The sequence below is a fragment of the Trichococcus sp. TS_SC_9 genome (assembly GCF_056156325.1).
This window is the reverse complement of sequence record NZ_CM149591.1, coordinates 2,982,881-2,997,484: the sequence shown is the minus strand read 5'-3', so window position 1 is coordinate 2,997,484 and position 14,604 is coordinate 2,982,881. Positions and strand designations below refer to the sequence as shown.

Genomic DNA, 14,604 nt, shown 5'->3' with positions numbered 1-14,604 from the left:
TTTGGATAGCATTCACGATAGAGATATTCGAAAAAGGAGAACAATATGACTCAAACATTAGCAGATAAAGTAAAAGCAAGAAGAACATTTGCCATCATTTCCCATCCGGATGCGGGTAAAACGACCATCACGGAGCAGTTATTGTTGTTCGGGGGCGCAATCCGCCAAGCAGGAACAGTAAAAGGGAAAAAATCAGGCAGATTTGCCAAATCGGATTGGATGGATATTGAAAAACAAAGGGGTATTTCGGTAACTAGTTCGGTCATGCAGGTCGATTATGATGGCAAACAGATCAATATTTTGGATACACCCGGGCATGAGGATTTCTCGGAAGATACATACCGTACTTTGATGGCTGTGGATAGTGCAGTGATGGTCATCGACAGCGGGAAGGGGATTGAGCCTCAGACAAAGAAATTATTCAAGGTCTGCAGCATGCGAGGGATTCCGATCTTCACCTTCATCAATAAATTGGACCGTGATGGCCGCGAGCCGATGGATCTGATTGCGGAATTGGAAGAAGTTTTGGGGATCGAAGCCTATCCCATGAACTGGCCAATGGGCATGGGTAAAAATTTATTGGGTCTGTATGACATCTACAATAATCGCGTGGAATTGACTCATCCCGAAGAGAATGAAGACAACGATTTCCTGCCGCTGAATGAAGATGGCGAAATCGAAGGCGATTATCAAGTCACGCAATCAACCATCTATACCCAAGCGGTTGAAGATGTCCAATTGCTGAAAGAGGCGGGCAACGTCTTTTCGGAAGAAGCAATCGCAGCCGGGAAATTGACGCCTGTCTTCTTCGGATCAGCTTTGACTGGCTTCGGCGTCCAGACGTTTCTTGATGCCTTTGTGGATTTTGCTCCGAGCCCAAGTGAGCATGTGACCGTAGCGGAAGAGATTGTTGAACCTACAGACGAAAACTTTACCGGCTTCATCTTCAAGATCCAAGCGAATATGAATCCGGCTCACCGAGACAGGATTGCCTTCGTGCGGGTCTGCTCTGGTGAATTCAAACCCGGAATGGACGTCTATGTTCAGCGCACCGGCAAAAAAATCAAACTGGCTCATACGACGCAGTTCATGGCCGATTCCCGTGAGCAAGTCCAAACGGCTGTTGCAGGCGACATCATCGGATTGTACGACACTGGTAACTTCCAGATCGGCGATACGATCTATGAAGGCAAAAAAGGCCTTGAGTTCGAAGCGTTGCCGCAATTTACACCGGAACTGTTCATGAAAGTCACTCCGAAAAACGTCATGAAGCAGAAATCCTTCCATAAAGGTGTGCAACAGTTGGTTCAAGAAGGGGCCATCCAGTTGTACAAAACGTACCATACAGAGGATTACATCCTGGGTGCGGTCGGCCAATTGCAGTTTGAAGTGTTCCAGTACCGTTTGCTGCACGAATACAATGCGGAAGTCGAAATGATGCCGATGGGCTCCAAGATTGCGCGATGGATCGATTCGGAAGATTTGGATCCGAACATGTCTTCAAGCCGTAACTTGTTGTGCCGCGACCGTTTCGGCAATCCCGTATTCCTTTTCGAAAACCAATTTGCTATGCGCTGGTTCGAGGATAAATATCCGGAAGTCAAATTGAAAGCTTTGCTTTAATTCAAATCAAAAAAACAAAACAAAAAACGCACATTGCCGAAAAACAGTGTGCGTTTTGCATTAAAAAGAGTTTTTTTCGAGTGCAGAAAATGTCAATCATTTCAGATGAGATAGCTCCACGAAGTTATGACCAGGCATAACTTCCACATCGGCAACGGTAAGGTGCAACAATTTCGTCAGCACAAAGTCGATTTCGCTTTGCTTCACGCGACGGTTTTTGTTGAGGATGATGACATCCTCATGTGTTACGGCACCGGTAAAGATGACTGTAGTTTGTCCCAAAGAATACACTTTGACAAATTGCGCATCGGTGTTGGCCAATTGCTCACGTACAAGATCAGCATGGCTATTTGTAACATCGATCAATTTCATAGACGAACACCCCTAACTTAGGTTGGCTGTTTATAGAATAATTATATAACAACTGTTCATTTATTTAAAGGGTAAAGAAATAAATGAACAATTTTCATTGGCTTTCCAAAAGAAAAAGGCAAGAGAAGTCAATGACAACTCTTGCCCCCTGATGTTCAGTCTTTTGTCTCTGTGCGCTCGACTTTGCTGACGACCATCAGATTGCCTTCTTCATCTGCGTCGACAAACAAATCTTTTATTTTTGGATTATCCAAGTAAAATTCAGCTACCTGGTCCTCAATTTGATCCTGAATGACGCGGCGGAGCGGGCGTGCTCCCATGCTTGGGTCATATCCCAGATCGATAAGACGATCTTTTGCTTTCTGCGAGACGGTAACGCTGATTTCCTTATCCTTCAACAATGCGTTGACGTCGTCCAACATAAGCGTGACGATGCTGCTCAAATTTTCTTTGGACAATTGATTGAACTCGACAATCGCATCGAAGCGATTGATGAATTCAGGTTTGAAGTAATCGCTCAAACGGTTCAAGATGGAATGCGTCTTGCCTTTCATGGCTGCGCCGAATCCTACGCTTGCTTCCTGAACGCCTGAGCCGGCATTGCTGGTCATGATGATGATGGTGTCTTTGAAGCTGACAGTTCTGCCTTGGGAATCCGTCAGGCGGCCATCGTCAAGGATCTGCAGGAAGAGATGCATAACATCTGGGTGGGCTTTTTCGACTTCATCCAAAAGCAGGATGCTGTAAGGGCTGCGGCGGACACGTTCGGTCAATTGTCCGGCTTCGTCGTAGCCGATGTACCCAGGCGGCGAACCTATCAATTTGGAGACGGCATGTTTTTCCATGTACTCGCTCATGTCGAAGCGGATGATCGCATCTTCGGTCCCGAACATTTCGATTGCCAACTGTTTGGCCAACTCGGTCTTGCCGACACCGGTAGGTCCCACGAACAGGAAGGAACCGATCGGGCGGTTTTTGCGGCTTAGTCCGATCCGGTTTCTGCGGATTGCTTTTGACACTTTGTCGATAGCTTCGTCCTGTCCGATGACATTTTTCTTCAGGTCGCTGTCAAGATTCTTCAATTGTGTTTGCTCTTTTTCAAGCAATTCACCGACTGGTATATTTGTTTTGATTTCAATGATTTTTTGGATATCCTGTTCCGTTACGATGGGATCGCCATCGGCTGGTGTCGGATTTAGTTTCATCTTGTTCAGATTTGTGATCTGATCGCGATAGTAAGCAGCTTTCTCGTAATCTTCTGCATGGAGGGCAGCTTGTTTTTCTTTTTCGGCCGCTTCGATGCGCTCCTCGATTTGTTGCGGATCGATGGCTTTGATTGTCAGATTCTTTTTGGAACCGGACTCGTCAAGCAAGTCAATGGCTTTGTCGGGAAGGAAACGATCCTGGATATAGCGGTGCGACAATTTGACTGCCGCTTCCAGTGCCTTATCCGAATATTTAACGTGGTGATAATCTTCGTATTTCGGACGGATACCTTGAAGTATGATCAGCGTCTGTTCAGGTGTTGGTTCATTCACACGGACGGGCTGGAATCGGCGTTCCAGTGCGGCGTCTTTCTCGATTCTGCGGTATTCATTCAGCGTTGTGGCTCCGACCAGTTGCAGTTCGCCTCTCGCAAGGGCGGGCTTCAGGATATTGCCTGCATCCATACTTCCCTCAGCGTTTCCTGCCCCGACGATTTCATGGATTTCATCGATGAAGAGGATGATCTGTTTGTTCGCGCGAATTTCATCCATCAGTTTTTGCATCCGTTCTTCGAACTGACCACGGATGCCGGTGCCTTGAACGAGCGAGACGACATCCAAGCGGATAACTTCTTTTTCCAACAATTTTTGAGGGACATCGCCGTCCACGATTTTTTGGGCAAGACCTTCAACTACGGCTGTTTTGCCGACACCGGCTTCCCCTGTGAGTACGGGGTTATTTTTCGTGCGGCGATTCAGGATTTCGATGACGCGTGCGATTTCACTGTCTCTACCGATTACTGGGTCGATACCACCATCACGGGCCAATTGCGTCAGGTTTATGCCGTATTCATCCAGCAAACCGCCTTTTCCACCGCCTTTTCCTCCGCGGGCAGCTTCAGGGGCAGGCGGCTGTTGGTAATTCTGTTCTTGGTTTTGCTGCATTTTTTTGAAGAAGGAATCCAGATTACCGAAAGAAAAAGGGTCTACTGGGCCTTGGGATCTTGGATTCGGATTGTTTTGTTGCGATTGAGCGGCTTTGAATTCTTGATAGCAGCTCTGGCATAAGTCGATTTGGCGTCTTTGTCCATTCACACTGGCATACAGATGAATGGAAGCTTGGTTCTTTTCGCAATTTTGACAAAGCATGGCAATCTTCCTTTCTATTATGGATCATAGCTACATGTATATTATAGTAGTAACGGCTAAGGAATTCTCGTGAGAAGGTTTCCTGACCAACTCTGACCTTATGAGCCCATTATACATTGACCTATTTTGACTTTCAAGTGGTTTGACCTGTACAAAGCAAAATTTTTCTTCGCGGGACGGCTTTCAGCCAAATGGGAAGGTTGTATTAAATTAGTGACATTTCAGCAATTATGACAAAAATTTGAACGAATCTAGTTAAAACAGTTGTAGTATAAAGCGAAAGATGGTAATCTTATTCAATGAAAGGGTTATTTTTAATCCGGTTTCCCATTTTTCTGTTATAATGGAAACGTATTAAAAGTACCTTAAATAAATACATCTCAAAAGGGGTTTATGACATGGAAAGAAAAGAATATCACGTAATCGCAGAAACAGGGATTCACGCACGTCCAGCAACTTTATTGGTGCAAACTGCAAGCAAATTTAATTCAGACATCAATTTAGAATACAAAGGTAAATCAGTTAACTTAAAATCCATTATGGGTGTAATGTCATTAGGCGTAGGCCAAGGCGCTGATGTTGTCATCACTGCAGAAGGTCCGGACGAAGCAGACGCTATGGCTGGAATTACTGAAACAATGGTAAAAGAAGGGCTAGCAGAGTAATATGAAAAACCACTTACAAGGAATAGCAGCTAGTGACGGTATTGCAATTGCGAAAGCATATTTGCTTACCGAACCGGATCTATCCTTTGAGAAGCGTAAAGTGGAAGATTCAGAAGGCGAAATTGCTCGCCTTTTGCAAAGCTTTGAAACCGCTAAATCAGAGGTAAGTGCAATCAGAGACAAAGCGGCAGTATCACTTGGCGAAGAAGAAGCACAAGTTTTTGATGCACATTTAATGGTATTATCCGATCCAGAAATGATTGGATCAATGAATTCAAACATCCGCGACAACGGTGTGAATGCTGAATCAGCACTTTCTGATGTTGCCGGCATGTTCATCGGTATGTTCGAAGCGATGGAAGACAATCCATACATGCAAGAACGTGCAGCGGATATCCGCGACGTTACCGAGCGTGTATTGAGCCACTTGTTGGGTGTCAAAATCCCTAATCCATCGACAATCACAGAAGAAGTGATCGTCGTTGCCAAAGATTTGACTCCTAGTGATACGGCTCAATTGAACCGTGATTATGTTAAAGGATTCGTTACCGATATCGGTGGACGCACTTCCCATAGCGCAATCATGGCCCGTTCTTTGGAAATTCCTGCAATTGTAGGTTCAAAAGAGATCACTCAAATCGTCAAAGATGGCGATATCATCATTTTGGATGGTTTGGACGGCGACGTCTACATCAATCCAGATGAAGAAACATTAGCTGCATACAAGAAGAAAGCTGAAGAGTTTTCTGCGATGCAAGCTGAATGGCACAAACTGAAGAATGCAGATACAATGACAGCAGACGGTAAACATATCGAATTGGCTGCCAATATCGGAACGCCTAAAGATTTGGAAGGCGTTGTCGCTAACGGTGCTGAAGCAATAGGTCTATACCGTACTGAATTCCTGTACATGGACTCTTCGGACTTCCCGACAGAAGATGAGCAATTCGATGCTTATAAAGCTGTTTTGGAAGGCATGGAAGGCAAACCTGTCGTTGTTCGTACAATGGACATCGGTGGGGACAAAGAATTGCCTTATTTGGAATTGCCGAAAGAAATGAACCCATTCTTGGGTTACCGTGCAATCCGTATTTGCTTGGCTGAACCAGAGATGTTCCGTACACAATTGCGTGCATTATTGCGTGCTTCCGTTTACGGTAAATTACGCATCATGTTCCCAATGATTGCAACACTGAACGAATTCAGAGCTGCAAAAGCGATGTTGGATGAAGAAAAAGCGAATCTATTGGCCGATGGCGTAGAAGTTGCTGATGATATCCAAGTAGGTATCATGATTGAAATCCCAGCGGCTGCTGTATTAGCTCATCAATTCGCTAAAGAAGTAGATTTCTTCAGTATCGGAACAAATGACTTGATCCAATACACAATGGCGGCAGATCGCATGAACCAACAAGTTTCTTACTTGTATCAACCTTACAACCCAGCTATCCTTACGCTGATCAAGCATGTTATTGATGCTTCTCATGCGGAAGGTAAATGGACTGGTATGTGTGGCGAGATGGCCGGCGACCAAACAGCGGTTCCGTTGTTGGTAGGTCTTGGTTTGGATGAGTTCTCAATGAGCGCATCCAGCGTCCTGAAAACACGCAGCTTGATGAAACGCTTGGATTCCAAAGAAATGGAAACATTAGCGGACAAAGCAATCAATGAATGTACGACTGTTGAAGAAGTCATTGCATTGGTTGAAGAAATGAAAGCTAAATTAGACTAAGCCGATTCAGGTTAAAAAGGCCAGGCATGCTTGCATGCCTGGCCTTTTTGTGTGCCTCCGAGTTGAAACCGATCAAGGATGCAGCCTCTGTTATTTGGGCATTCCGTTTCGGGCGAATATATTTTAAAAGTAGGTCTGACGGATGAGTGACAAATATCAAAATGTTCTATATACTGAACATATTGAGTCATAATAAATTTGATGGGATTTTTTCGAGGTGAAATCATGAGAATAGGCATGTTTACAGATTCGTATTTTCCTCAAGTGAGCGGGGTTTCCACTTCAATCCGCACCTTGAAAGAGGAATTGGAGGCAGAAGGTCATGAGGTCATCATTTTTACCACAACCGACCCGAAAGCTGACGAATCTGAAAAAAATATAATCCGTTTGACCAGCATCCCGTTCTTATCTTTCAAAGATCGTAGGGTTGCGGTCAAAGGGATGAACAAAGCATTGAAGGAAGCGAAGAGGCAGAGAATAGATATCGTGCACACGCATACGGAGTTCAGCTTGGGCTTGACGGGTAAATTTGTCGGGTACATGCTGGAGATTCCGACGGTGCATACTTATCACACCATGTACGAAAAATATCTGCACTACATCGCTAAAGGGAAAGTTGTGAAACCCCGTGCGGTTAAGATAGCCTCCCGTTATTTCTGCAACAGTACGATGGGCATCATTGCTCCAAGCGAGCAAATGAAGGAGAAATTGGCATCCTACAATATTTATAAGGAAATTCGCGTCATTCCAACGGGTGTCAAGATACCCGCACAGATTGTCGGAATCAAATCCCGCAAGCGCGAAGAGTTGGGCATTTCGGATTCCGAATTGGTGCTACTCTCCCTCAGCAGGTTGTCTTCAGAAAAAAATTTGGACAAGCTTGTCCATGCCTTTCCTGAAGTTGTCGAAGCCTGCCCGTCCGCAAAACTTGTGTTCGTCGGGGATGGACCGATGCGCCATGAGTTAGAGATGCTGGTATCGGAAATGAATTTGACCCCTAACGTGATCTTCGTGGGCGAAGTCAGAAATGAAGATGTGAGCGAATATTACCAAATGGCGGACATTTATATCAATGCTTCCGAATCAGAAACGCAAGGCTTGACCTACTTGGAATCGATCGTAAACGGGTGTCCGGTCATCGCTAAACGGAACGACTACTTATCCGGTCTGATAACAGAGGATAGCCTAGGGATGTTGTTCGACGAGGATGACAAAATTGGTAAGACCATCATCGCTTATGCGGATTTTTATCACAGCTCCGATGTTGCGACAAACCAAGAAGTGTGGGATGAGCTGATGCAGAAAATTTCTTCAAAAGCATTTGCGGAGGCCGTATTGAGCTATTATCAAACAAGTATCGACATTTATGACTCGCAGCCGCGCGAAGAAGTGAAATTAAGAGTGAATCTCTTGGAAAAAATCAAACGTTGAGCCGGAACGCCGGGAAACAGATTGCTTGGATAATCTGTTGCTCGGCGCTTTTTTATTTTTATCTGCGCAGAGCGTAGGGTATACTGTTAACATAGCTTTTAGAAGGGGCGGATTTATAAATGGAAAATATTGGATTTATCGGAACGGGTGTCATGGGCTCGTCCATGATCAGGCATCTCTTGAATGCGGGTTATCCTGTCCGTGTTTTTAATCGGACGAAAAGCAAGGCGGATGCGGTTATCGCTGAAGGTGCAAAATGGTGCGATACGCCTGCTGATGTGACGGCGCAATCAGATATCGTCATCACGATAGTAGGCTATCCGAAAGACGTTGAAGAGACCTATTTTGGGGAGAACGGCATCTTTTCGAAAGCGGATAACCACCATATTCTCATTGATATGACCACTAGTACCCCAACTCTGGCAGAAAAAATAGATGATTTCGGGAAATCAAAAGGGATCCGGACTCTGGATGCCCCGGTATCAGGGGGAGACAAGGGCGCGCAAAACGGAACGCTGACAACGATGGTCGGTGGAGATGAAGGAACATTTGAGGCCGCAAAAGAAGTCTTGTCCGTTTTTTCCAGCAAGGTGATGTTGCAAGGGCCAGCCGGCAGTGGTCAGCACACAAAAATGGCCAACCAGATCATGGTGGCCGGTACGATGACCGGTATGACCGAGTTGCTTGTTTATTCGAAAGCGGCCGGATTGGATTTGCAACGCGTAGTCGAACAAGTCGGTTCCGGTAGTGCCGCGAACTGGTCTTTGACGAACTATGCCCCTCGAATCCTGAAGCAAGATTACACAGCTGGATTCTTCGTCAAACATTTTGTAAAAGATCTTAAGATCGCACTGGATGAAGCAGATAAGATGGGCATCGACTTGCCGGCCACAAGACAGGCAGCGGTGCTTTACGAACAATTAGCGGGCAAAGGTTTCGCTGATGAGGGTACGCAAGCATTGGTGAAGCTTTGGTGGGGCGAATAAGGCGCAATACTCAAATATTGATTTTCTTGGATAAATTACAGTAAATTGATGCGTAGTCAGAAAAAAAATGCTAGAATAAATAAGAAGTTAGTCTTGAAAGGGGAAATATCATGAAACCTTCACAGCTCTCAGCGATCCTTCGTCGCCTAGAAGTAATGATGGAAGACAATGGTGATGTCGAAATCCGTCGTTTTGAAAAAGCAGGCGTAGAACGTTGCGTCGTTAAATACAATCGCGATACGGAAAGTTTTGAATTGGAAGAACACGATTCAAACCAAACTTATCAATTTGATGATCTTGATTTAGTTGCCATCGAAATTTACGAATTATTACAAGATTAATTCATCCATCCTTGCATGAACTAAGGCAGCGGGAAAATGAGTAGGCCTCATTTTCCCGCTGCCTTTTTTTGCCCATTCCATTTTCATGGGAATAAAGTGGCAATCATTAAAATTTTTTAATTTTTATGTAGAGTAATTCCGCAACATTCAGTATACTGTGTAATAAGGAAATAATTGAAGAGGTGGAATAATGGCAAACAAGATTTACGTAGGTTTATTAGGACTAGGAACGATAGGGACTGGCGTTGCCCGCATCATCAGTGGCCACCAGAATAAAATCAATCAAGTGGTCGGACAGGAAGTAGTCATCAAAACGGTTTTGGACCGCGATATTGATAAATGCAAAACTTTCTTTGGTGAGGCTGTTTATTGCACAGATAATTTTGATGAAATTTTGAATGACGAAGAAATTTCGATTATTGTAGAATTAATTGGATATGTTCCGGTAGCAAAAGATTACATTTCTAAAGCTTTGGCGGCTGGAAAGCATGTTGTTTCAGCAAATAAAGATCTTGTGGCTTTGCATGGGAAAGAATTGGTCACTCTGGCGAAAGCAAACAAATGCGATTTCTTGTATGAAGCAGCTGTTGCTGGAGGTGTTCCGATCTTACGTGCGATCACAGAAAGTTTCGCTTCAGACAATATTCAAAAAGTCATGGGGATCGTGAACGGTACGACAAACTTCATGATGACGAAAATGGACAAAGAAGGCTACTCTTACGATGAAGCCTTGGCATTGGCACAGGAATTGGGCTTTGCTGAAAAAAATCCGACAAGCGATGTCGATGGGTTGGATGCAGCGCGCAAAATGGTCATTTTGGCTCGTCTTGCCTTCGGAACGAATGATGTGACTTTGGATGATGTTGCAGTGACGGGTATCCGCAATGTTTCCATCAACGACATCAAGTTGGCGAATCGTTTAGGCTATAAAATCAAGTTGATCGGTACTGCCGAAAAAATCGACGACAGCGTCAACGTGGAAGTCGGACCGGTATTTGTTCCGGAATCGCATCCTTTGGCCAGTGTCAACAATGAAATGAACGCTGTCTTTGTGGCGGGGGAAGCTCTTGGGGAAACGATGTTCTACGGCGCCGGAGCAGGAGAATTGCCTACTGCAACAGCCGTCGTCAGTGATGTGATGAATATCGCTAAAAATATCCTTTTGGGAACAACTGGAAACATCTTTAACGAGTATGAAGTAGAGACCTTGATTGCGAAACCTGAGCAGGTCATCAATCCTGTATTCATGCGTTTGGAAGTTACCGATCGTGCAGGACAATTTTTGGAATTGGCGAAAATCTTCGCTACTGCAGAAGTAAGCTTTGATAAGATCATCCAAGAGCCATTGGCAAACGGTAAAGCGATCATTGTCATCGTTACGCATCCGATGTCGAAAGCGCAAGAAAATGAAATCATCCAAGCGATGGAAGATAATGATGATATGAAATTGAAAGTCCATTTTAAAGTGTTGGAACACTGATCGGATTTCTTTCGTATTTCGAACACAGTAAAGATTAAGAATTGATGGACCATCGTTCTTTGGAAAGGGTTGATTAGTAGGATGTTTGATATCCGTGTACCGGCAACTTCCGCCAATTTGGGACCAGGCTTTGATTCCCTTGGATTGGCTGTATCATTATATTTGACGTTGACTGTAAAAGAAGAGGCCGACGAGTGGGAAATTCTCCATGATTTGGGAGCGGGGATTCCGACTGATAAAACAAATCTGATTATTGAGACGGCGTTGTCTTTGGCGCCGAACATGGTACCACGGAAAATCACGATGACGAGTGAAGTGCCTGCTGCCAGAGGTTTGGGCAGTAGTTCCGCCGCCATCGTTGCAGGAATCGAGTTGGCTAATCAATGTGCAAATCTGCGATTGAGCATTGATGATAAAATTCAAATCGCGACACGCATCGAAGGCCATCCTGACAATGTGACGCCTGCCATCACGGGGGACTTCACTGTTGGAACCGTTCTGGATTCAAAAGTATATTGGACAAAAGCAAGTTTCCCTGAGGTTGCCTTGGTAGTGACGATTCCGGAAAAGGAATTGTTGACGAAGGCAAGCAGGGCCGTTTTGCCGGATTCGCTTCCGTTTAAGGAAGCTGTCAAAGGCAGCAGCATCTCGAATATGTTGGTGGCGGCTGTTTTTTCGGGTGACATTGAAAAAGCGGGCGCATTGATGGAACAGGATGTTTTCCATGAGCCTTATCGGGGCGCATTGGTTCCGGAGTTGAGTCAAGTCCGGGAATTGGGACATGAGATGGGAGCGTACGGTACTTACCTAAGTGGTGCAGGCACGACGATCCTTACGATGATCCATCCTGAAAAGGCAGCAGCATTCGTAGCTGCGGCTAGAGCCGCCGTCAAAAACAGTGAAGTCAAGTTGCTGCATGTTGAAAAAAATGGCGTGCAAGTAATCAAATGATAGTCAAATAATAATCAAATAACAACGGGCCCGAGGAGAAATCCTTGGGTTTTTGTATTTTGGGGTAGTGTTCGCAGGCGTTAGGCCGAACGCGGGCGGAAAAGATGGATATCGGAAAGTTATCCATCTTTCCAGGCCCGAGCGCAGCGTCCGGGTGTCTGAGCGCAAATCATCGCGCTCCTCTTAGACGCGCTCTGGCCTGCAGGGGGTTCCGCTTAAGCTGACAAGCTGCCTAGGGACATAGCGCCATATCAAACGTGTTCTGAATCCCAGAAATCTGTGCCTAAGCTGACTACCACACACGGACAAAAAGCGTCCGTTTAGTGTTAGTCCTCTTAGTGCTCGATTTCTACCCGGAATCCATCACACTCTCCCGCATAGCATCGTGCTCTTGTATTTTTTGGTTTATGCTTTATAATGTTACTGGAATGGGGTTATAATATACAATTGGATAGTAGTGAGGCTGGGTCAAAACTTTTTTGTGGGGTACAGGATGCTTGTTTCGGATTGTGTGCCGTGCAGTTTTTTGGTTTTGGGGCGCGACTTGGGGAAGTTCTCTCGGGTTCTGCTTGAAAAGTGACGTTGTTGCTTTTTCCCGTCCTCTTATTTTTTTGATGAGGAGACATTATGTTAAATAAATTCAAACCGACATGGATGGTGGAGTCCATCTATCACATCACTCCGGAACAACTTGAAAAGAACAACATCAAAGGTGTATTGACCGATCTGGACAATACCTTGATCGCCTGGAACAATCCGGAAGGAACACAGGAATTGAAGGATTGGATCGCCTTGATGAAAGAAAATGCGATACCCGTCGTCATCATTTCCAACAATAGCGATAAGCGCGTCAAGATAATCGCGGATAAGTTGCAATTGTCTTATGTGCCAAGGTCGATGAAGCCTTCTCGCCGTGGGTACATCAAGGCAGCTGAACAGCTGCAGCTTCCGTTGGACCAATGCCTGATGGTTGGGGACCAATTGCTTACGGATGTTTTTGGCGCGACTCGAGCGGGAGTCAAGAGTGTGTGGGTAATGCCAATCATCAATTCGGACGGATGGAATACGCGCATAAACCGATTCTTTGAAAGAAAACTGCTGAAACGTTTGTTGAAAAATGATCCAGGAATGATATGGAGGAAATCACTTGACTAAAGAAGAATTAACAGAAGATCTCTATTGCATCGGCTGTGGGGCGAAAATCCAGACCGATGATCCGACCGAACGAGGGTATACCCCGGCGGCCGCTCTGCAAAAGGGATTGGATTCCGGGCAATTATACTGCCAACGCTGTTTCCGTCTGCGACACTACAATCAGATGGAAAAAGTGTCCGTCACGGATGATGAATTTTTGGCGATGCTGAACACCATCTCGATGGAAGATGCCTTGATCGTCAACGTCATCGACCTGTTCGACGTATACGGCAGCATGATCCCTGGATTGCATCGCTTTGCGGGCAATAATAAAGTGTTGGTGGTCGGAAATAAAGTGGATGTTTTGCCCAAGTCGGTCAAACTGTCCCGTGTGAAGCAATGGTTGACGGAGCAGGTGCAGTCAGTAGGTTTGCGTCCGGTTGACGTCATGCTGGTAAGCGGCAAGAAAGCGACGTCCATCGATGATCTGTTGGAAACCATCGAAGAACATCGGGATGGCAAAGATGTTTATGTCGTGGGCGTCACGAACGTAGGTAAATCCACTGTCATGAACCAGATCATCCGTGCGGCTACAGGCAACAAGGAAGATGTCATCACGACTTCCCAATTCCCTGGCACAACGTTGGATCAGATCCGTATTCCTTTGGACGATGGGCATTTCCTAATCGATACGCCAGGGATCATCCATCACCACCAAATGGCGCATGTGTTGAGCCCGAAAGAATTGAAGCTCGTAGCGCCGCAACACGAAATCAAACCGATTACTTATCAATTGAACCCGGAACAGACGTTGTTCTTGGGTGGCGCATCGCGTTTTGATTTCATCAGTGGGGAAAAATCATCCTTCACTTGCTATTTCGCGAATGATTTAAAAATTCACCGAACCAAATTGGAAAAAGCGGATGAATTCTATGCAAAACATCTGGGGACCCTTCTTCAGCCGCCGTCTGCGGAAGACGCGGAAAATTTTCCGCCGTTGGTCAGACGTGAATTCAATGTCAAAGTACCGTCCGATATCGTATTTTCCGGATTGGGATGGATAACTGTCCGCAAACCAGGCAAAGTCGCAGCATGGGTCCCACAAGGCGTGGACACAGTAATGCGCAAACCGATCATTTAATAATAAAAGACTGAGGTGTCAAATGGAATTAAGAGGCAAACAAAAACAATATTTAAAAAAAGAAGCACACCATATGAATCCGCTCTTCCAAGTGGGTAAAGGTGGATTGAACGAAGAGATGCTTTACCAAATTGGGGAAGCGTTGGAGAAAAGAGAATTGCTGAAGATCGCTCTTCTGCAGAACACGGATGAAGAAACAGAAGATGTCGCTGCAGTTATCGAAGAAAAACTGCAAGCGAAAGTCGTACAACAGATCGGACGCACGCTTGTGTTGTTCAAACCATCAACCAAAGAAAAGAATCGTCGTTATTCGACTGTCGTTGAAAAAATCTAAAGGCAGGCCAATCCATATTTTATTGAGGTGAGAAAAAATTGATCACAACTTTAAATTTGA

General features: G+C 45.2%; 13 protein-coding genes. 11 read left to right on the top strand and 2 right to left on the bottom strand.

Annotation, left to right across the window (positions count from 1 at the left end; translation table 11 throughout):
• Positions 1-45 precede the first annotated feature (45 nt).
• Positions 46-1,623 carry a peptide chain release factor 3 gene (locus tag AC0J5I_RS14510; protein ID WP_107995953.1) on the top strand — a complete coding sequence of 526 codons (1,578 nt, stop codon included), beginning with the start codon at positions 46-48 and terminating at the stop codon, positions 1,621-1,623.
• A 96-nt stretch (positions 1,624-1,719) separates the two neighbouring features.
• On the opposite strand, the gene AC0J5I_RS14505 is transcribed toward AC0J5I_RS14510, so the two are convergent.
• Positions 1,720-1,995, bottom strand: a complete 276-nt coding sequence (locus AC0J5I_RS14505) for a DUF1827 family protein (protein ID WP_107995952.1) — start codon at positions 1,993-1,995, stop codon at positions 1,720-1,722.
• Between the two features lie 155 nt (positions 1,996-2,150).
• The gene (locus AC0J5I_RS14500) at positions 2,151-4,349 is read right to left on the bottom strand and encodes an ATP-dependent Clp protease ATP-binding subunit (protein ID WP_475301396.1); all 2,199 of its coding nucleotides are present in this window, start codon (positions 4,347-4,349) and stop codon (positions 2,151-2,153) included.
• A gap of 398 nt (positions 4,350-4,747) precedes the next feature.
• Here AC0J5I_RS14500 and AC0J5I_RS14495 point away from each other — a divergent pair, with 398 nt between their 5' ends.
• The 10 genes from AC0J5I_RS14495 to yhbY all read left to right on the top strand — a co-directional run bounded on the left by AC0J5I_RS14495 (position 4,748) and on the right by yhbY (position 14,544).
• Positions 4,748-5,014, top strand: a complete 267-nt coding sequence (locus AC0J5I_RS14495) for a phosphocarrier protein HPr (RefSeq protein WP_068559983.1) — start codon at positions 4,748-4,750, stop codon at positions 5,012-5,014.
• Between the two features lies 1 nt (position 5,015).
• Positions 5,016-6,746, top strand: a complete 1,731-nt coding sequence (gene ptsP, locus AC0J5I_RS14490) for a phosphoenolpyruvate--protein phosphotransferase (protein ID WP_107995950.1) — start codon at positions 5,016-5,018, stop codon at positions 6,744-6,746.
• 237 nt (positions 6,747-6,983) lie between these two features.
• Positions 6,984-8,177, top strand: coding sequence for a glycosyltransferase (locus tag AC0J5I_RS14485; RefSeq protein ID WP_234402603.1), 1,194 nt, complete (start codon positions 6,984-6,986; stop codon positions 8,175-8,177).
• 119 nt (positions 8,178-8,296) lie between these two features.
• Positions 8,297-9,163: an NAD(P)-dependent oxidoreductase gene (locus tag AC0J5I_RS14480; protein ID WP_475301384.1), complete on the top strand. Its 867-nt coding sequence runs from the start codon at positions 8,297-8,299 to the stop codon at positions 9,161-9,163.
• 110 nt (positions 9,164-9,273) lie between these two features.
• Positions 9,274-9,504, top strand: a complete 231-nt coding sequence (locus AC0J5I_RS14475; RefSeq protein WP_086628356.1) for a YkuJ family protein — start codon at positions 9,274-9,276, stop codon at positions 9,502-9,504.
• Between the two features lie 190 nt (positions 9,505-9,694).
• Positions 9,695-10,984, top strand: a complete 1,290-nt coding sequence (locus AC0J5I_RS14470) for a homoserine dehydrogenase (protein WP_475301380.1) — start codon at positions 9,695-9,697, stop codon at positions 10,982-10,984.
• A gap of 81 nt (positions 10,985-11,065) precedes the next feature.
• Entirely contained in the window at positions 11,066-11,935 is an 870-nt protein-coding gene (gene thrB, locus AC0J5I_RS14465) for a homoserine kinase (protein ID WP_107995946.1), read from the top strand.
• A gap of 627 nt (positions 11,936-12,562) precedes the next feature.
• Positions 12,563-13,090 (top strand): YqeG family HAD IIIA-type phosphatase, encoded by a 528-nt coding sequence (locus AC0J5I_RS14460; protein WP_107995945.1) that lies wholly within the window; start codon positions 12,563-12,565, stop codon positions 13,088-13,090.
• A complete protein-coding gene (gene yqeH / locus AC0J5I_RS14455; RefSeq protein ID WP_107995944.1) occupies positions 13,083-14,210 on the top strand; it encodes a ribosome biogenesis GTPase YqeH in 1,128 nt (375 codons plus the stop codon). Before AC0J5I_RS14460 ends, yqeH begins: the two co-directional genes overlap by 8 nt.
• A gap of 22 nt (positions 14,211-14,232) precedes the next feature.
• On the top strand, positions 14,233-14,544 hold the full coding sequence (yhbY, locus tag AC0J5I_RS14450; protein WP_086628351.1) for a ribosome assembly RNA-binding protein YhbY: 312 nt from the start codon (positions 14,233-14,235) through the stop codon (positions 14,542-14,544).
• Positions 14,545-14,604 lie beyond the last annotated feature (60 nt).

Bases quoted from the DNA above. Each gene is read 5' to 3' on its own strand.
- yhbY (WP_086628351.1), top strand. From the start codon at position 14,233: ATGGAATTAAGAGGCAAACAAAAACAATATTTAAAAAAAGAAGCACAC.
- AC0J5I_RS14485 (WP_234402603.1), top strand. From the start codon at position 6,984: ATGTTTACAGATTCGTATTTTCCTCAAGTGAGCGGGGTTTCCACTTCA.
- AC0J5I_RS14500 (WP_475301396.1), bottom strand. From the start codon at position 4,349: ATGCTTTGTCAAAATTGCGAAAAGAACCAAGCTTCCATTCATCTGTAT.
- AC0J5I_RS14460 (WP_107995945.1), top strand. From the start codon at position 12,563: ATGTTAAATAAATTCAAACCGACATGGATGGTGGAGTCCATCTATCAC.
- ptsP (WP_107995950.1), top strand. From the start codon at position 5,016: ATGAAAAACCACTTACAAGGAATAGCAGCTAGTGACGGTATTGCAATT.
- AC0J5I_RS14495 (WP_068559983.1), top strand. From the start codon at position 4,748: ATGGAAAGAAAAGAATATCACGTAATCGCAGAAACAGGGATTCACGCA.
- thrB (WP_107995946.1), top strand. From the start codon at position 11,066: ATGTTTGATATCCGTGTACCGGCAACTTCCGCCAATTTGGGACCAGGC.
- AC0J5I_RS14505 (WP_107995952.1), bottom strand. From the start codon at position 1,995: ATGAAATTGATCGATGTTACAAATAGCCATGCTGATCTTGTACGTGAG.
- AC0J5I_RS14475 (WP_086628356.1), top strand. From the start codon at position 9,274: ATGAAACCTTCACAGCTCTCAGCGATCCTTCGTCGCCTAGAAGTAATG.
- AC0J5I_RS14510 (WP_107995953.1), top strand. From the start codon at position 46: ATGACTCAAACATTAGCAGATAAAGTAAAAGCAAGAAGAACATTTGCC.
- AC0J5I_RS14480 (WP_475301384.1), top strand. From the start codon at position 8,297: ATGGAAAATATTGGATTTATCGGAACGGGTGTCATGGGCTCGTCCATG.
- AC0J5I_RS14470 (WP_475301380.1), top strand. From the start codon at position 9,695: ATGGCAAACAAGATTTACGTAGGTTTATTAGGACTAGGAACGATAGGG.